Origin of the sequence: Streptomyces misionensis (genome assembly GCF_007896895.1) — a bacterium.
Classification (GTDB): domain Bacteria; phylum Actinomycetota; class Actinomycetes; order Streptomycetales; family Streptomycetaceae; genus Streptomyces; species Streptomyces misionensis_A.
The window spans coordinates 26,090-42,476 of the sequence record NZ_VOGW01000063.1 but is presented as its reverse complement, the minus strand read 5'-3'; the positions used below and the strand labels follow the sequence as shown (position 1 = coordinate 42,476).

The window sequence follows — 16,387 nt, the reverse complement described above, 5'->3', positions numbered from 1 at the left end:
GGGACGAGCGGGGAGGGGGGCCGCTCGGCCGTCCGGCCCGGGTGGCCCACGGTGGCCGGGTGGCCGTCGCCGGGTGCCGGGAGTTCGTTCAGGATGTCGTGAAGGACGCGGCGGACCGCCAGGCGTATCGCCGCGACCGCAGGATGGGGACCCATGTCCGGTTCCCTTCATGAAGTTTCCGGGGGGTGAGCCCGATTCGGTCACTCAGAGTGTGTAGATGGTGACAGAAGCGGGCCGTTCCCCGAGCATTGCACGCCTACGCATGGCTCACGGTCCCTCGGACGGGTGATTGGAGGGGCGTTCGTCTGCCGTCGGCCGGATTCGGTTCACGACCCACGCGCGTGTTTCACGACTCCGCCGTGCGGTGCACCCGCGCGACCCAGTCCGCCGGTTTGGCGATCTCCGCCTTGGTGGGCAGGGTGTTGGGCGAGGTCCACACGCGGTTGAAGCCGTCGACGCCGACCTGGTCGACGACGGCCCGCACGAACCGCTCGCCGTCCCGGTACTGCTTGAGCTTGGCGTCCAGGCCCAGCAGTTTGCGCAGGGCCTGGTCGAGCCGGGAGGCGCCCTTGGCGCGGCGCTGCTGGAACTTCTCGCGGATCTCGGCGACGGTCGGTACGACGCTGGGCCCTACCCCGTCCATCACGAAGTCGGCGTGGCCCTCCAGCAGGGACATCACGGCGGTGAGCCGGCCGAGGATCTCGCGCTGGGCGGGGGTCTGCACCAGTTCCACGAAGGAGCGGCCGCCGTCGTCCTGCTCGCCCTCGGGCCGGCCGCCGGCCAGCGACTGGGCGGCCTCGCGGATGCGCTCCAGGAAGGTCATGGGGTCGACGTCCGTCTCCGCCAGGAACGACTGGATCTCGCCCTCCAGGTGGTCGCGCAGCCAGGGCACGGCCGTGAACTGGGTGCGGTGGGTCTCCTCGTGCAGGCACACCCACAGGCGGAAGTCGTGCGGCTCCACGTCGAGTTCGCGCTCGACGTGGACGATGTTGGGGGCGACGAGGAGGAGGCGTCCGCCGCCGTTCCGGCCGGCCGGCAGGTCGCGGGTGGCCGGGGCGAAGGTCTCGTACTGGCCGAGGACGCGGGAGGAGAGGAACGACAGCAGCATGCCCAGTTCCACGCCGGTGACCTTGCCGCCGACGGCGCCCAGGACGGCGCTGCCGGGGTTGGCGCCGCGCCGCTCCTGCATCTTGTCCAGGAGCGGTTTGAGGATCTCGCGGAACCCGGCGACGTTGGCCCGGACCCAGCCGGGGCGGTCGACCACGAGGACGGGTGTGTCGTGGCTCTGCTCGGTCTCCAGACGAGTGAAGCCCCGGACGTGTTCCTCCGAGGCCTTCGCGTGCCGGCGCAGCTCCGCGACGACGGCACGGGCCTCGTCGCGGGTGACGTCGGGGCCGGGGCGTGCGAGCCGTGTCGCGGTCGCCACCGCGAGGTTCCAGTCGACCATCCCGGGGGATGCGGTGCCTCCGAAGCCTGTCATGCGTCAACGGTACGTGAGCGCCACCGCTTGGGGCAGGCCATGGGGGCGGCCGGGGTGGTACGGACGAGGTTTTGCGTCGGAGGGGCGGGAGCCTGCGGACGGTGCGCCGGGCGGCTGCGGATGTCCGGTCGCAGCACTAGCCACAGGCGCACGTCGCCAGTGCGGTGGCGGTCTTGTCCAGGGCGGTCTGGGCGGCCATCGGGTCCTTCGTGCCCGAGGCCAGGAAGGCGAAGGTCAGGAGGCGGCCGGACCGGTCGACGACCGTGCCGGCCAGGGTGTTGACGCCGGTCAGGGTGCCGGTCTTGGCGTGCACGAGGCCGGCGGCGCCGTCGGCGTAGCGGGCGCTGAGGGTGCCGGTGAAGTGGGCGATGGGCAGACCGGTGAGCAGGGGCCGCAGGCCGGGGTGGTCGGGGGCGCCGGCCTCGACCAGGATCGCGGTGAGGAGGTCGGCCGTGAGCCGGTCGGTGCGGTCGAGGCCGCTGCCGTCGTGGAAGGAGGTGCCGGTGAGCGGCAGGCCCAGCCGCTTCAGCTGGGCGGCGATCGCCCTCGCGCCGCCGGCGAAGCTCGCGGGCTGCCCGCTCGCCAGCGCGGTCTGGCGGGCGAGGGCCTCGGCGATGTCGTTGTCGCTGTTGGTCAGCATGCGTTCGACCAGGGCGGACAGCGGCGGCGAGGTGACGGAGGCGAAGGTCCCGGCGCGGCCGGTGCCCTTGGCCGGTCCGGGCGCGGTCGTGGTGATCCCGGCCGCTTCGAGGAAGCCGGCGAACTTCCGTGCCGCGTCCTTCGCCGGGTCGGCGACCCGGGCCACGGGACCGCTGGCGGAGTCGTCGGTACGGCCCTCGTCGGCGGCGAGGGCGACGACTTGGGCGAGGTTGTCGTTGACGCCGATGGAGTGCAGCGCGGGACCCGTGTAGAGCGAGGTGTCGTAGGCCAGCGTGACCTTGTGGACGCCGCGTTCGCGCAGGGCGGCGGCGGTCTTCGTGGCCAGGGTGCGCAGGCTCGCCCAGCCGGCGGCGTCGGCGTGCGCGGTGAGCGTGGGGTCGCCGCCGCCGACGAGGACGAGTTCGCCGCCGGCCGCCGTGAAGGCGGTGCGGGTGGTGAAGCGGTGGTCGGGGCCTAGCGCGTTCAGCGCGGCGACGGCGGTGGCGAGCTTGGTGGTGGAGGCGGGCGTGAGCCCCTTGTCGGCGCCGGTGCCGTACAGCCGTCTGCCGGTGGCCGCGTCCACGACCACCGCCGCGTGGGTGTCGCCGAGGGCGGCGGAGGCCAGCAGGGGATCCAGGACGTCCGCGAGGGGCGTCGCGCCCTTCGCCGGGGCCTGCCCGGGGTCCGCGGGGGCGGTGGCGGGGCCCAGGCCCGTCAGGACGGGCGGCGCGCTCGGCGCGGGGCGGGGCTCGCCCGCGGCGCCCGCGGCGCCGTGATCTGCGCCACCCGCGCGCTCCAGGGCGACCGCCCGGTCCCGCTCGGCCGTACGCTGACCCGTGGCGTCCCACGGCCCCGCCAGGGTCACCACGCCGGCGGCGAGCACCAGGCCGGCGGTGGCGGCGCCCGCGGTGTACTGCAAGGTGCTGGGGGTACGCGGACGGGGGAGGTCGGCGAGCAGCGGTCGGACCGTGGACACAAGCCGCGCGACCTGCGGTTTCGCCGTCCCGAGGGCAAGCGCGAGGCGCGGTCGTACGGCGTTCGCGAACCGCTTCACCCGTGGTCCCGCGGCCCGCCAAGGCCTGAGCTCCGGCACGACCACCAGCCCCTTTCGCGATCACACACCTGCGTGAGGGACACTTAACCACCAGAACTATGTGCTGATCATGGAGGAGCCACCGGTGGAGTTCGACGTCACGATCGAGATCCCGAAGGGTTCGCGCAACAAGTACGAGGTGGACCACGAGACCGGTCGGATCCGCCTGGACCGTCGCCTCTTCACCTCGACCGCCTACCCGACCGACTACGGCTTCGTCGAGAACACCCTCGGCGAGGACGGCGACCCGCTGGACGCGCTGGTCATCCTGGACGAGCCGACCTTCCCGGGCTGCCTGATCAAGTGCCGTGCGATCGGCATGTTCCGCATGACGGACGAGGCGGGCGGCGACGACAAGCTGCTGTGCGTGCCGGCCACCGACCCGCGTGTGGAGCACCTGCGCGACATCCACCACGTGTCGGAGTTCGACCGCCTGGAGATCCAGCACTTCTTCGAGGTGTACAAGGACCTGGAGCCCGGCAAGTCGGTCGAGGGCGCCAACTGGGTGGGCCGTGCGGACGCCGAGCAGGAGATCGAGCGGTCCTACAAGCGCTTCAAGGAGCAGGGCGGTCACTGACCCCCGCTCGTGAGACGGGCCGCACGCCACGGTGTGCGGCCCGTTTGCATGTCCGCTGAGCGCGCATGCGCATACTGAGGCCAGCGGAAGGTGTCGTTCAGGGACGGTGCGAGGTGACGGAGGCGGAGGACCGCAAGCCCCGGTCTGACGAGGCGCGGTACGACCCGGAGATCACTTCGGAGTTCGCCATCCCCAAGGGGCTCGATGTCCCGAAGACGGTGGCCGAACCGGAGACGACCTCCGAATTCGCGGTGCCCGAAGGGCTCCTCGCGCCGCAGCCCCCGGGCGCGGAGCCCGAGGGATCGGCGTTCAGCACGCCGAGCACGTACAGCGCGCAGGGCGGGACGGCGGCGTTCACGCCGGCCACCGGGGTGCCGCTGGTGAGCCTGATCAAGGACGCCCCGATACCCCCGGCCACCGCCTACCAGCTGGTGCACGACGAGCTGATGCTGGACGGCAACTCCCGGCTGAACCTGGCCACCTTCGTGACCACCTGGATGGAACCGCAGGCCGGGGCGCTGATGGCGGAGTGCCGGGACAAGAACATGATCGACAAGGACGAGTACCCGCGCACCGCCGAGCTGGAGCGGCGCTGCGTGGCGATGCTCGCCGATCTGTGGAACGCGCCCGATCCCTCGGCCGCCGTGGGCTGTTCGACCACCGGGTCCAGCGAGGCGTGCATGCTCGCCGGGATGGCGCTCAAACGGCGCTGGACGCAGCGCAACGCCGACCGGTACCCGGGCGCGCGCCCCAATCTCGTGATGGGCGTCAACGTCCAGGTGTGCTGGGAGAAGTTCTGCAACTTCTGGGAGGTGGAGGCCCGGCTGGTGCCCATGGAGGGCGACCGCTTCCACCTGGACCCGCAGGCGGCGGCCGAGTTGTGCGACGAGAACACCATCGGCGTCGTCGGCATCCTCGGCTCGACCTTCGACGGCTCCTACGAGCCCATCGCGGACCTGTGCGCGGCCCTGGACGCCCTCCAGGAGCGCACCGGCCTGGACATCCCGGTGCACGTCGACGGCGCCTCCGGCGCGATGATCGCGCCGTTCCTGGACGAGGACCTGGTCTGGGACTTCCGGCTGCCGCGCGTGGCCTCCATCAACACCTCGGGGCACAAGTACGGGCTGGTGTACCCGGGCGTCGGCTGGGCGCTGTGGCGGGATGCCCAGGCACTGCCCGAGGAACTGGTCTTCCGGGTCAACTACCTGGGCGGCGACATGCCGACCTTCGCGCTCAACTTCTCCCGCCCCGGCGCGCAGGTCGTGGCGCAGTACTACAACTTTCTGCGCCTGGGCCGCGAGGGCTACCGGGCGGTCCAGCGGTCGACGCGGGACGTGGCCCGCTCACTGGCCGACCGCATCGAGGGCCTCGGCGACTTCCGGCTGCTCACCCGCGGCGACCAGCTCCCGGTGTTCGCCTTCACCACGGCCGAGCACGTCACGGCGTACGACGTCTTCGACGTCTCCCGCCGGATACGCGAGCGCGGCTGGCTGGTCCCGGCGTACACCTTCCCGCCCCACCGGGAGGACCTCTCCGTCCTGCGCGTCGTCTGCCGCAACGGCTTCTCCCACGACCTGGCCGACCTCTTCCTGGACGACCTCACCCGCCTGCTGCCCGAGCTGCGCCGCCAGCCCCACCCGCTGACCCGGGACAAGGACGCGGCGACGAGCTTCCACCATTAGGGCCTCGCCCCCGGCCGCGACGGATGCGCGGCCGGGGTCCCGGCCGGGGCCGGCCGCTACAGCTCCTGCCGCTCCAGGGCGACCAGTTCGAAGGCGGTCTTGCCGTCGAGGGACTCGCGCAGGATGTCGGCGTGCCCGGCGTGGCGGGCGGTCTCCCGGATGAGGTGGAGGCAGAGCCAGCGCAGCGAGACGCGGCCCTCCGGCGGGAACCAGGGGTCGGGCGGCAGCGGGAAGGTGTCGTCCAGGCTGGGCGCGGAGCGGACGTACTTCTCCGTCTCGGCCGCGACCTGCTCCCAGTGGGCCAGCTGGGAGGCCACCGTCTCCTCGCCGACCAGCAGGAAGCTCTCGTGCCAGTTCGACTGGTCCCGCCGCACCGCCGGCGGCTCCTGCTTCGCGCGGGCGAGCCACATCTGCTCGACCTCGGCGACATGCTTGAGCAGCCCGCCCAGGGACAGCTCGCTCGCGCTCGGGCGGGTACGGGCCTGCTCCTCGCTCAGCCCGAGCACCGCCCGGCGGATGCCGCCGCGCTGCTCCTCCAGGAACGCCAGCAGCGCTCCCCGCTCGTCGCCCTGTGCCTCCGCAGCCACGTGCGTGACCATGACCGGCCGCCTCTCGTCGGTTCACCGGGGCGGTCGCCCCGACACCGCAAAAGCTACGGGCCCCTTAGGTCGGATTCTGTCCTAAAGGGCCCGCGAAAAGCGCGGTGGATCAGAACGGGAAGCCGCTGCGGCCGTGCTGGACCGAGATCCACTTGATCGAGGTGAAGGCCTCCAGGGTCGTCTCGCCGTTGAGGCGGCCGACCCCGGAGTTCTTCTCGCCGCCGAAGGGCACGATCGGCTCGTCGTGCACGGTGCCGTCGTTCACGTGGAACATGCCGCTGTCGACGCGCTTGGCGAAGGCGACGCCCCGCTCGACGTTCCCGGTGTGGACGGCGCCGCTGAGGCCGTAGGGGGTGTCGTTGACGATCCGGACCGCCTCCTCCTCGCCGTCGAACGGGACGAGGAAGACGACCGGCCCGAACACCTCCTGCTGGAGCAGCGCGGAGTCGGCGGGCACCCCGGTGAGCACGGAGGGCTCGACCAGGTTGTTGGTGGTGGTGCCGTGCACCAGGGCGGTGGCGCCCTCGGCGAGGGCCTGCTCGACCACGCCGGAAAGGGCGTTCGCCTGCGCGGAGTTGATCACCGGGCCGATGACGGTCTCCGGGTCGCGCGGGTCGCCGACCTTGAGGGTGCGGACCTTGGCGACGAACTTCTCGGTGAACTCGTCGGCGATCGACCGGTCCACGAGGACCCGGTTGGCGGCCATGCAGACCTGGCCCTGGTGGACGAACCGGCTGAAGACCGCCGCGTCCACCGCGTAGTCGAGGTCCGCGTCGTCCAGCACCACCAGGGCGCTGTTGCCGCCCAGTTCGAGCACCGAGCGCTTGAAGTTGGCGGCGCAGACGGTGGCGACGTGCCGGCCCACCTGGTCGGAACCGGTGAAGGAGATGACCTTGGGGATCGGGTGCTCGATGAACGCGTCGCCGATCTCGGCGATGTCGGTGACGACCACGTTCAGCAGGCCGCCGGGCAGTCCGGCCTCCTCGAACAGCTTGGCGATCAGGGTGCCGCCGGCGATCGGGGTGTTCTGGTGGGGCTTGAGGACCACGCCGTTGCCGAGCGCGAGGGCCGGGGCCACGGACTTCAGCGAGAGCAGGAAGGGGAAGTTGAAGGGGCTGATCACGCCCACGACGCCCACCGGAACCCGGTAGACGCGGTTCTCCTTGCCCTCGCCCGGGGACGGCAGGATCCGGCCCTCGGGGGCCAGCGCCAGGTGGACGGCCTCGCGCAGGAACTCCTTGGCGAGGTGCAGCTCGAAGCCGGCCTTCACCCGGGTGCCGCCGAGCTCCGCGACGATCAGGTCGGATATCTCCTGCTCGCGGTCCTCCAGCAGCCGGAGCACCCGCTCGAACACCCCGCGGCGGACGTACGGGCTGGTCTCGCCCCAGGCCTTCTGGGCGCGCGCGGCGGCCCGGTAGGCCTGGTCGACCTCGTCGACGGTGGCCACGGTGATGGAGGCCAGCTTCTCGTCGTCGTACGGATTGAAGTCGATGACGTCCCAGGAGCCACTGCCCGGTCGCCATTCACCGTCGATGTACTGCTGGGCCAGGTCGCTGAAGTAGGACGACATGTGATCCCTCAATCACTAGCGGAGCCGGATCCCGGCCACGGCCTGAGTCTGATCGGGCGTCATCCTACTTGCGGGTCAGGAGAGTTGGAGCAGTCCTCGCAGAAGATCCCGGCTCTCGTCCGGGCCCGGGCCGTCCTGCTGCAACTCCTTGAGCGCCTGCTCGTACTGGGCCACGTCCTCGCGCTTGTCCAGGTACAGGGCGCTGGTCAGCTGCTCCAGGTAGACGACGTCGGACAGGTCGGACTCGGGGAAGCTGAGGATGGTGAACGCGCCGCTCTCGCCGGAGTGCCCGCCGAAGCTGAACGGCATGACCTGGAGCCGTACGTTGGGCCGCTCCGAGATGTCGATCAGGTGCTGGAGCTGGCCGCGCATCACCTCGCGGTCGCCGTAGGGGCGGCGCAGCGCGGCCTCGTCCAGGACGATGTGGAACTCGGGGCCGCTGTCGGTGAGCAGGTACTTCTGGCGCTCCAGGCGCAGCGCGACGCGCCGTTCGACGTCGTCCGTGCTCGCGCCCTTCATGCCGCGCCGGACCACCGCGCGGGCGTACTCCTCGGTCTGCAGCAGGCCGTGCACGAACTGCACCTCGTAGGCGCGGATCAGCGCGGCGGCGCCCTCCAGACCCACGTAGGTGGGGAACCAGTTGGGCAGGATGTCGCTGTAACTGTGCCACCAGCCCGCGACGTTGGCCTCGCGGGCGAGGGACAGCAGCGACTGGCGCTCCGCCTCGTCCGTGATGCCGTACAGCGTCAGCAGGTCTTCCACGTCCCGCGTCTTGAAGCTCACCCGGCCCAGCTCCATCCGGCTGATCTTCGACTCGGAGGCGCGGATGGAGTACCCCGCCGCCTCACGCGTGATCCCCCGCGCTTCACGCAGTCGCCTGAGTTGCGAGCCGAGCAGCATCCGCCGCACCACCGATCCGGGCTCTCCCGCGCTCACGTTCGCCAGCCTCCCCAAACCGTCTTGAGGGCCCGAAGTCTGCCACTAAAACGCTCCGCGCAGTACTCGTACGGTTACGCAAACGGAGAGCGCCGGGCCGCTTCCGGCAGGCGGGAAGGGGCGGGCGGCGAGGCCGGCGGGGTGACGGTCACGAAGATGGCAGAAAAAATGGCCAAGAAGCGGTACGGGCTTGTCCATTTCGGTCACGTGCACGTGCATCTGCCCTTGCATCTGCTCTTCCCATCCGAAACCATGGTGCCGCGCCACCGCTGCATCGCTACGACCGCGAATTCCCGGGAGTGCCTCGCATGGGGACGAATGGATCGACCATGCTCAAGCCGTTACGGCAGGGCCTTCCGCCGCTGGATCCCGCGGCCGTGTCCAGCGCCGCGTCCTGCGCTCTGCCGGCCCGGTACGAGGCGGTGCGCGAAGCCCGGCGGTTCACCCGGGACACCCTGGTCCAGTGGGACGCCGGCGAGCGCTTCGACGACATATGCCTGGTCGTCTCGGAACTCGTCACCAACGCGCTGCGGCACGCGCTGCCGGCGGAGTACGGGTGCGCGGACGAGTACACCGCGTCGGTGCGGCTGCACCTGATGCGCTGGGCCGAGCGACTCGTGTGCGGGGTGCGCGACCCGAGCCACGAGTCGCCGGAGCCGCGGGACTCGGACGACTTCTCCGCCGAATCGGGCCGCGGCCTGTTCCTGGTCGACTCCTTCGCCGACAGCTGGGGCTGGCACCCCCTCGCGGGCACGCTGGAGGGCAAAGTGGTGTGGGCGATGTTCCGCCTGGACACCCCCGCCTGACGCAGGCCCCGGCTCTACGCGCGTCACGGGCTCTTTCGGACCCCGCCCGCCCGCGGCGGCCGCCCCCACCGGACCGGACTTCCCGGGCGGGGGGAAGGGACGACGCGGGCCCGGTTCGGTCAGCTCGCTATCAGATGGTCGAACTCGCCGTCCTTGACGCCGAGCAGCATCGCCTCGATCTCCGCCCGCGTGTAGACGAGGGCCGGGCCGTCCGGGAAGCGCGAGTTGCGGACGGCGACCTCGCCACCGGGCAGCCGCGCGAACTCCACGCAGGAACCCTGTGAGTTGCTGTGCCTGCTCTTCTGCCAGGCCACTCCGTCCAGCTGCGTGGCAGCCATGCCGTTGTACACGTCGTACCCCCCGAACACGCCGTCAACGTCGCGGTCCACAGGTCGCTCCCCGGTGGTGCACTGGCTGGTGTGGCCATAGATGCGGTGGTCAACTGACCTGGATCATAACTCCCGTTCACATGCAGCTGCATGCGCAGATGCACGTGCACGGCGGGTGTTCCCGCGATTACAGCCTTGACGTGCGCTTTACCTGACGATGTGCGGTCCTATGCCGCCGTATCACCGAAGCTGTCCCGCTTATGCCCCGGAACGGGCCTTACATGCCCGCTCGTCTCCCGTCCGTGTCCGTCCGCCTCACCGGCCGAGCCGGGTCGTCGGACCGAATGTCCCGTGCACAGGAAGGAGACGCGTTTCGCGCCCTTCCTGTTCCCGTCGGGGCGGCCGTCCGCTCCACGTAACCGGCCGGGCCGGTGTCCGCCGACCGGAGGGAGGACCTCCGCTCGTCGTTCAGCGTAAGGGCTCCCCCGCCCCCGGTTCTCCCGGGTAATTCCCGGCCCGCCGGCCGAAGTCCGGCGGGCCGGCTGCTGGTAGCTTGCTGCGGGCCGTCCGGCCGAGGACGGCGGACGCTACTGCGTGGGGAGCCTGACGTGACTTCGGGGACTGCTTCGACCGGTGCATCGGCCGGTACTCGGGTGCGGATCGCGGCCCTGGCCGCCGCGGTGCTGGTGGGGGCGCTGACGCTGACGGCCTGCGGCGGCGGCGACGGTCATGACGGCGGCACCGCCACGAAAGCGCCCACCGGCACGGCGGGCACCGACCCCGCGCCGTCCTCCAGCGCGGCCGGCTCCGGGGTGACCGGCGCCTCCGACAAGCTCCAGGGCAGCTGGCTGACCACCAACGGCGGCACGATCGTGGCCCTCGTGATCAACGGGAAGCAGGCCGGGATCTTCGCCACCGGCGGGACCGTGTGCAGCGGCACCGCGGGCGCCGAGTCCGGCATGCAGATGATCCACCTGACCTGCTCCAAGGGCAGCAAGGACCGGTCCACCGGCATGGTCGACTCGGTCGACGGCAAGTCCATGAAGGTGACGTGGTCGGGCAAGGTGGGCCAGGAGACGTACACCAAGGCGGAGGGCGGCAAGCTGCCGTCCGGGCTGCCGACCCCCGGCCGGCAGTGAGGCCGGGCCCCACCGGGTGGGCGGTTTCGCCGGGAAGCACCTGAAGCGGTGATTCGGGAGGGGCGCGCGAACACGGTCGCGGTCCGGGCGGGATGATGCTGGGGCACCGTCACGACCTCGATGGGACTGTTCATGCGCGTTATTCCGCTCACCGTCACCGCCGTTGCCGCCGCCCTGCTGCTGACCGCCTGCAATGGGGGCGGGAACAACGGCAGTGGCAGCAAGAACAGCTCGGCCTGCCAGATCGGCGGGGTGTCCTTGCAGGTCGGGGCGGCGAGCGTGGCGCCGGCGGCGGGCGACACCGGCGAGGTGCCGGTCAGCATCACCAACCAGAGCAAGACGTGCACGCTGGAGGACTTCCCCGTCGTCACCCTGAGCGGGAAGGGCGCGAGTGGGAAGCTGTCCGCGCAGAAGGGCGCCAAGGCGCAGACGCTGAAGCTCGCCAAGGGGGACGCGGCGACCTTCACGATCAGCTATGTGCGCGGCAAGGACGGGGACGCCACCAGTCTCGCGGCCACCGACATGAAGATCAGCCTCCCGGGCGGCGGCTCCGCGCAGACCTTCCCCTGGAAGTACGGTCCGATCGCCGGCCAGGGCGCCCAGACCAGGCCGAACGCCTCCGTCAGCGCCTTCCAGCAGGCCGGCGACTGAGCCCTGCCGCCCGGGGGCCTCACTCCAGCCGCGGCCGCGCCCTGACCTGGGCACGGTCCGCGGCCGCCGTGCCCTCCGTCCAGCCCGCCGCGTCGCTCACCCCGCGCAGCCGGGTGGTGGTGGTCTGCGGGAACATCCGCTCCAGGCGCACGGCGACGGCGGCCTCGCGGGTGGCCAGCACCGGCAGCAGGTCGCGGGTGACCTGACTCTCCGCGGCCGCCGCGAGCCGGTCGCCGACCCGGTGGGCGTAGGCGGCGAGGAACGACTGCCGGAAGGTCTTGGTGCGCTTGCGTCCGGCGGCGCGCTGACCGGCCTCGGCCTTGGTCATCGCGTGTGTGGCCTGCACCAGGAGCGAGGTGTAGAGCAGTTCGACCGCCTCCAGGTCGGCCTCGAAGCCGACGACGGTGGAGAAGCAGAGCGGTTCGTTCCACACCGCGCGGCAGTGGTTGGCGGTGGCCACGGCGTCCAGGAGGACGGCCTTGGCCTGCTCGTACGGCGGTTCGACGCCGATGCGGCAGGCTCCGGGCGTGTCCGGCGCGGGGGCCGTGGCGTCGAGCAGCGCCTCGTCGACGCTGTGCCGGGCCATCAGTTCCTGGGCCTTGGCGGTCAGCGCCTCCGCCTCCTCCGGGTAGCCGGTCGCCTCCGCCTTGGCGAGCAGCGCGCGGATGCGCCCGAGCTGCCGGGACGCGGCCGGTTCACGGGGGCGGCGGGTCTCCTCCTCCAGGGGCTCCAGGGCGGGCAGGCGCAGCAGCAGGCGGTACAGCTCCAGGACGGCGGTGGCGTGGGAGAAACGGTCGGCTCCGCGCTCGGGGCCCTCGGGAAGCTCGTCGAGCTGGGCGGCCCAGCGGCGCCCGCGCGGCCGGTCCCGGCCGGACTGCGCCCGGATCAGCGCGGCGGCCAGCCGGACGTGCGGCTGCTCCAGTTCGCGCCGCACCAGGCGTACGACATCGGCGGGCGCCCAGCCGCGCCGCCACGCGGCGGCCACGAACTCCTCGCCGCGCCGGGCGAGTTCGGCGTCCGCGGCGGGGTCGGCGGCGAGCAGGGAGGCGCCCGTGTCGAGGCCGGTGTCGGTGTCGTCGTAGAGCGCGGCCGCGAAGGCCCGCTCGACGGTGCTGGCGGTACTGGTCACATCGCCGATCGTGCCACGCCCCGCCGACAGCGCGGCGAGCGCGATCCACAGCCTGTGGATAACTGTTCCGGCCGACCCCCGTCACGACTGTCAACCATCGGTTGACAGCCCCCAGGGCGCAACCTACGGTTGACACATGGCGACCAACCAGCGCATCACGGCTTCCGTACGCCTCGACGACCTCATCGAGGCGATCAAGAAGGTTCATCCCGAACCCCTCGACCAGTTGCAGGACGCGGTGATCGCGGCCGATCACCTCGGTGACGTGGCCGACCACCTGATCGGGCACTTCGTGGACCAGGCCCGCCGCTCCGGCGCCTCCTGGACGGACATCGGCAAGAGCATGGGCGTGACCCGGCAGGCGGCGCAGAAGAGGTTCGTGCCGAAGGAGTCCGCCGACCTCGACCCGAGCCAGGGGTTCAACCGCTACACCCCGCGCGCCCGCAACGTGGTCATGGCCGCGCACAACGAGGCGGTGGCCGCCCGCAACCCGGAGGGCCGGCCCGAGCACCTGGTCCTCGGGCTGCTGGCCGAGCCGGAGGGCCTGGCGGCGAGGGCGATCACCGCGCAGGACGTCCCGCTGGACGCCGTACGGCAGGCCGCGACCGCCGCGCTGCCGCCCGCCGCCGAGGACGTCCCCGACCTCATCCCCTACGGCCCCGAGGCCAAGAAGGTCCTGGAGCTGACCTTCCGCGAGGCCCTCAGGCTCGGGCACAACTACATCGGCACCGAGCACCTGCTGCTGGCCCTGCTGGAGCACGAGAACGGCGAGGGCGTCCTCAGCGGGCTCGGCGTCGCCAAGCCGGCGGCGGAGGCGTACCTGGAGAAGGTGCTGGCGCTGCTGCTCGAAAAGCGCCCCGAAACCCCCACCGAGGACTGAAACCGCAGGTCAGAGCGATTGTCAGTGGTGCCTGCCACACTCGCAGTCATGACCGGCCGATGGGCGCTCGCTCCGGCCGAGGACGGTGGCGTGGACGTCGCCCCCCTCGGCCCGGACGGGCTGCCCGCCGGCCCGGTGCGGCGGGAGCGCGATCCCGCCGGGGCGGTGCGGAGCCGCCCGGAGGCGACGCGCTGGGTGTGGCGGTCGACCGCCGACGTCTATCCGCGTCTGCTCGCCACGGGGGTGCGAGTGGAGCGGTGCTACGACATCGAGGTCGCCGAGACGCTCCTGCTGGGCCACGCGGGGCGGTACGGCGAGCCGCGCTCGGCCGCCGCGGCCCTGGCCCGCCTCCGGGGCGGCCCCGTACCGCCCGATCCACCGCAGCGGGCGGCCGAACCGGGCGCCCAGTCCCCGCTGTTCGAACCCACCGGCACCCAGCTGCCCCTGACCGACCTCCTCGCCGTCTACGCCGACCAGCTGCGACGGCACGAGACGGCGGCGCACCCCGGCAACATGCGGCTGCTGACCGCCGCCGAGTCGGCCGGCACGCTGGTGGCCGCCGAGATGAACCACGCCGGGCTGCCCTGGAGCGCCGAGGTCCACCGCCGGGTGCTGCGCGACCTGCTCGGCGAGCGGTACGCGGGCGGCGGCGAGCCGCGCCGCCTCGCCGAGCTGGCGGACGAGGTCTCGGCCGCGTTCGGCCGCCGTGTGCGTCCCGACCTGCCGGCCGATGTGATCAAGGCGTTCGCGCAGGCCGGCATCAAGGTGAGGTCCACCCGCCGCTGGGAGATCCAGTCCCTCGACCACCCGGCCGTCGCCCCGCTGCTGGAGTACAAGAAGCTCTACCGCATCTGGGTGGCCCACGGCTGGTCCTGGCTCCAGGACTGGGTGCGCGAGGGCCGGTTCCGCCCGGAGTTCCAGGCCGGGGGCACGGTCACCGGGCGCTGGGTGACCCATGGCGGCGGCGCCCTCCAGATCCCCAAGGTGATCCGCCGGGCGGTGGTCGCCGACCCCGGCTGGCGGCTGGTGGTGGCCGACGCCGACCAGATGGAGCCGCGGGTGCTGGCCGCGATCTCCCGCGATCCCGGGCTGATGGAGGTCGCGGGCCGCGAGAGCGACCTCTACCAGGCCGTCTCCGACCGTGCCTTCTCCGGCGACCGGGACCAGGCCAAGCTGGCCGTGCTCGGCGCGGTCTACGGCCAGACCTCCGGTGACGGTCTGAAGAACCTCGCCGCGCTGCGCCGCCGCTTCCCGAAGGCCGTCGCCTATGTCGACGAGGCGGCGCGGGCGGGTGAGGAGGGCCGGCTGGTGCGCACCTGGCTGGGCCGCACCTGCCCGCCGGCCGTGGGCGCGGGCGAGGACGCGGCGGAGGAGGCGGGCATCCCCGTCGAGGCCGCCGAGGACGAAGGGGAGGCGCAGGCCGACGACCATGCCCCCTGGGTCCCGGGCTACGCGTCGGCCGACTCCCGTGCGCGGGGCCGCTTCGCGCGCAACTTCGTGGTGCAGGGCAGCGCCGCCGACTGGGCCCTGCTCCTGCTCGCGGCGCTGCGCCAGGCCTGCGCCGGCCTCCGCGCCGAACTGGTCTTCTTCCAGCACGACGAGGTGATCGTGCACTGCCCCGCCGAGGAGGCCGACACCGTCGTGACCGCCATCCGCGACGCGGCGGCCCTCGCCGGCCGGCTGACCTTCGGCGAGACACCGGTGCGGTTCCCGTTCACGACGGCGGTGGTGGAGTGCTATGCGGACGCCAAGTAGCCGTTCGGTCCGGACCGTTCACTCGGCCAGGAGTTCACGTAGTTCGGCCACCACCGCCTGTTCGTCGGTGCCGGTCAGCGCGGCGAGGGCCGTGCGCCAGGCCGCCTGGGCCGCCGCCCGCCGGCCCTGGGCGCTCAGCAGCAGACCCTGCTGGTGGCGGGCCAGCCCCCCGGTGTAGCGGTCGGCACGGGCGTCGGCGCGGCGCAGCAGCTCCCCGCACTCCCGGTACGCCCGCTCGCCCTCTCCGAGCTGCCGCAGCGCGCGGACCAGGCCGAGCCGGGTCTGGGACTCGCCGTGCCAGTCGCCGTGGCCGCCGAGGATGCGCAGGCTCTCCTCGAAGTGCCCGGCGGCGGCGGCCGGTTCGCCGAGGGTGAGATGGGCGTACCCGATGTTGCAGTGCGCCGAGTGCCGCACGATGACGGAGCCGATCCGGTCCCCGATCGCCAGCGAGCGCCGGTGCTGCTCGATGGCGGCGCGCGGATCGGTGTGTTCGTAGAGGTTGCCGAGATGGCTGTGGGTGACGGCCTCGCCGACGGGGTCGTTCAGCAGCCGCGAGCAGGCGAGGCTCTGCCGCAGCGCCTCCTCCGACTCCGGGCACCGGCCGAGCCCCTCCAGCAGCAGCCCCCGGTTGTTCAGGCAGCGCCGGATGCGGCTGGGCGCGTCGAGCCGCCGCCAGATCTCCAGGCAGCGGTCGTTCAGGGCGAGGGCGTCGTTGTGCCGGCCGGTCAGGAAGTGCAGGCCGGCGAGGTCGCCGAGGGCGTACGCCTCGGCCGCCGCGTCTTCGAGCCGCCGGGCCGCGGTGAGCGCGGCCCGCCCGAGCACCTCCATCTCGGCGACCCGCCCGCTGCGCTGCACATACGGGAACAACAGCCGGGCCAGCACCGAGAGGTGGGCCGACGTGGCCGGATCGGCCGAGTCGGCGTTGCGCGCCACCAGAGCGACGATGTTCTCCAGCTCGGTCTCCCCCCAGGCGAAGGCCTGCTCGGCCGACTCGAACGACCGCAGCGCGGCCACGTCCACGGCATGCCCGGCGGGCTGCGCCGCGGTCGGCCGCCGCCGGTCATCCAGATCCGGTCCGGGCTCCACGATGGCGATGAGCGCCAACTCGGCGACGGCGGCGTA

15 protein-coding genes and 1 pseudogene are annotated in these 16,387 nt (G+C 72.4%); 7 read left to right on the top strand and 9 right to left on the bottom strand.

The genetic code is table 11. The features are described from left to right. From FRZ03_RS40240 to dacB, 3 genes and pseudogenes are all read right to left on the bottom strand, one after another. Nucleotides 1–155, bottom strand: a pseudogene (locus FRZ03_RS40240) (tRNA lysidine(34) synthetase TilS); the annotation flags it as partial. 191 nt (nt 156–346) lie between these two features. Next, nucleotides 347–1,480 carry a zinc-dependent metalloprotease gene (locus FRZ03_RS11605; RefSeq protein WP_146465058.1) on the bottom strand — a complete coding sequence of 378 codons (1,134 nt, stop codon included), beginning with the start codon at nt 1,478–1,480 and terminating at the stop codon, nt 347–349. 136 nt (nt 1,481–1,616) lie between these two features. Next, nucleotides 1,617–3,218, bottom strand: a complete 1,602-nt coding sequence (gene dacB / locus FRZ03_RS11600; protein ID WP_146465057.1) for a D-alanyl-D-alanine carboxypeptidase/D-alanyl-D-alanine endopeptidase — start codon at nt 3,216–3,218, stop codon at nt 1,617–1,619. A gap of 79 nt (nt 3,219–3,297) precedes the next feature. On the opposite strand from dacB, the gene FRZ03_RS11595 reads away from it, so the two are divergent. Together FRZ03_RS11595 and FRZ03_RS11590 are read left to right on the top strand one after the other, a co-directional pair. Then, nucleotides 3,298–3,789, top strand: coding sequence for an inorganic diphosphatase (locus FRZ03_RS11595; protein ID WP_070022518.1), 492 nt, complete (start codon nt 3,298–3,300; stop codon nt 3,787–3,789). Between the two features lie 113 nt (nt 3,790–3,902). Continuing rightward, nucleotides 3,903–5,471 (top strand): glutamate decarboxylase, encoded by a 1,569-nt coding sequence (locus FRZ03_RS11590; protein WP_261398900.1) that lies wholly within the window; start codon nt 3,903–3,905, stop codon nt 5,469–5,471. A gap of 56 nt (nt 5,472–5,527) precedes the next feature. On the opposite strand, the gene FRZ03_RS11585 is transcribed toward FRZ03_RS11590, so the two are convergent. The 3 genes from FRZ03_RS11585 to FRZ03_RS11575 all read right to left on the bottom strand — a co-directional run bounded on the left by FRZ03_RS11585 (nt 5,528) and on the right by FRZ03_RS11575 (nt 8,540). Then, nucleotides 5,528–6,070, bottom strand: a complete 543-nt coding sequence (locus tag FRZ03_RS11585) for a DinB family protein (protein ID WP_146465056.1) — start codon at nt 6,068–6,070, stop codon at nt 5,528–5,530. A gap of 109 nt (nt 6,071–6,179) precedes the next feature. Beyond that, the gene (locus FRZ03_RS11580; RefSeq protein ID WP_146465055.1) at nt 6,180–7,640 is read right to left on the bottom strand and encodes an aldehyde dehydrogenase family protein; all 1,461 of its coding nucleotides are present in this window, start codon (nt 7,638–7,640) and stop codon (nt 6,180–6,182) included. A gap of 75 nt (nt 7,641–7,715) precedes the next feature. Then, nucleotides 7,716–8,540 (bottom strand): helix-turn-helix domain-containing protein, encoded by an 825-nt coding sequence (locus tag FRZ03_RS11575; RefSeq protein ID WP_146465066.1) that lies wholly within the window; start codon nt 8,538–8,540, stop codon nt 7,716–7,718. 365 nt (nt 8,541–8,905) lie between these two features. On the opposite strand from FRZ03_RS11575, the gene FRZ03_RS11565 reads away from it, so the two are divergent. Further along, on the top strand, nt 8,906–9,382 hold the full coding sequence (locus FRZ03_RS11565; protein WP_146465053.1) for an ATP-binding protein: 477 nt from the start codon (nt 8,906–8,908) through the stop codon (nt 9,380–9,382). Nucleotides 9,383–9,501: 119 nt separating this feature from the next. Here the strand turns inward: FRZ03_RS11565 and FRZ03_RS11560 are convergent, their stop codons facing one another. After that, entirely contained in the window at nt 9,502–9,771 is a 270-nt protein-coding gene (locus FRZ03_RS11560; RefSeq protein WP_046418970.1) for a DUF397 domain-containing protein, read from the bottom strand. A 593-nt stretch (nt 9,772–10,364) separates the two neighbouring features. On the opposite strand from FRZ03_RS11560, the gene FRZ03_RS11555 reads away from it, so the two are divergent. Both FRZ03_RS11555 and FRZ03_RS11550 read left to right on the top strand, forming a co-directional pair. Next, a complete protein-coding gene (locus tag FRZ03_RS11555) occupies nt 10,365–10,850 on the top strand; it encodes a hypothetical protein (RefSeq protein ID WP_186785367.1) in 486 nt (161 codons plus the stop codon). A 132-nt stretch (nt 10,851–10,982) separates the two neighbouring features. Next, nucleotides 10,983–11,501 carry a DUF4232 domain-containing protein gene (locus FRZ03_RS11550; protein ID WP_146465052.1) on the top strand — a complete coding sequence of 173 codons (519 nt, stop codon included), beginning with the start codon at nt 10,983–10,985 and terminating at the stop codon, nt 11,499–11,501. A gap of 19 nt (nt 11,502–11,520) precedes the next feature. Here FRZ03_RS11550 and FRZ03_RS11545 read toward each other — a convergent pair whose 3' ends face one another. Further along, nucleotides 11,521–12,630, bottom strand: a complete 1,110-nt coding sequence (locus FRZ03_RS11545; protein ID WP_186785366.1) for a DUF2786 domain-containing protein — start codon at nt 12,628–12,630, stop codon at nt 11,521–11,523. 136 nt (nt 12,631–12,766) lie between these two features. Between FRZ03_RS11545 and FRZ03_RS11540 the strand changes: the two genes are divergently transcribed. Next, a complete protein-coding gene (locus FRZ03_RS11540; protein WP_146465050.1) occupies nt 12,767–13,510 on the top strand; it encodes a Clp protease N-terminal domain-containing protein in 744 nt (247 codons plus the stop codon). Between the two features lie 48 nt (nt 13,511–13,558). Further along, complete coding sequence (locus FRZ03_RS11535) at nt 13,559–15,265, top strand: bifunctional 3'-5' exonuclease/DNA polymerase (RefSeq protein WP_146465049.1); 1,707 nt, start codon at nt 13,559–13,561, stop codon at nt 15,263–15,265. 18 nt (nt 15,266–15,283) lie between these two features. Here the strand turns inward: FRZ03_RS11535 and FRZ03_RS11530 are convergent. Beyond that, nucleotides 15,284–16,387 (bottom strand): tetratricopeptide repeat protein (locus tag FRZ03_RS11530; RefSeq protein WP_146465064.1); only part of this gene is annotated, 1,104 nt, incomplete at its 5' end.

Bases quoted from the DNA above. Each gene is read 5' to 3' on its own strand.
- FRZ03_RS11575 (WP_146465066.1), bottom strand. From the start codon at position 8,540: ATGCTGCTCGGCTCGCAACTCAGGCGACTGCGTGAAGCGCGGGGGATC.
- FRZ03_RS11605 (WP_146465058.1), bottom strand. From the start codon at position 1,480: ATGACAGGCTTCGGAGGCACCGCATCCCCCGGGATGGTCGACTGGAAC.
- FRZ03_RS11550 (WP_146465052.1), top strand. From the start codon at position 10,983: ATGCGCGTTATTCCGCTCACCGTCACCGCCGTTGCCGCCGCCCTGCTG.
- FRZ03_RS11540 (WP_146465050.1), top strand. From the start codon at position 12,767: ATGGCGACCAACCAGCGCATCACGGCTTCCGTACGCCTCGACGACCTC.
- FRZ03_RS11565 (WP_146465053.1), top strand. From the start codon at position 8,906: ATGCTCAAGCCGTTACGGCAGGGCCTTCCGCCGCTGGATCCCGCGGCC.
- FRZ03_RS11585 (WP_146465056.1), bottom strand. From the start codon at position 6,070: ATGGTCACGCACGTGGCTGCGGAGGCACAGGGCGACGAGCGGGGAGCG.
- FRZ03_RS11535 (WP_146465049.1), top strand. From the start codon at position 13,559: ATGACCGGCCGATGGGCGCTCGCTCCGGCCGAGGACGGTGGCGTGGAC.
- FRZ03_RS11580 (WP_146465055.1), bottom strand. From the start codon at position 7,640: ATGTCGTCCTACTTCAGCGACCTGGCCCAGCAGTACATCGACGGTGAA.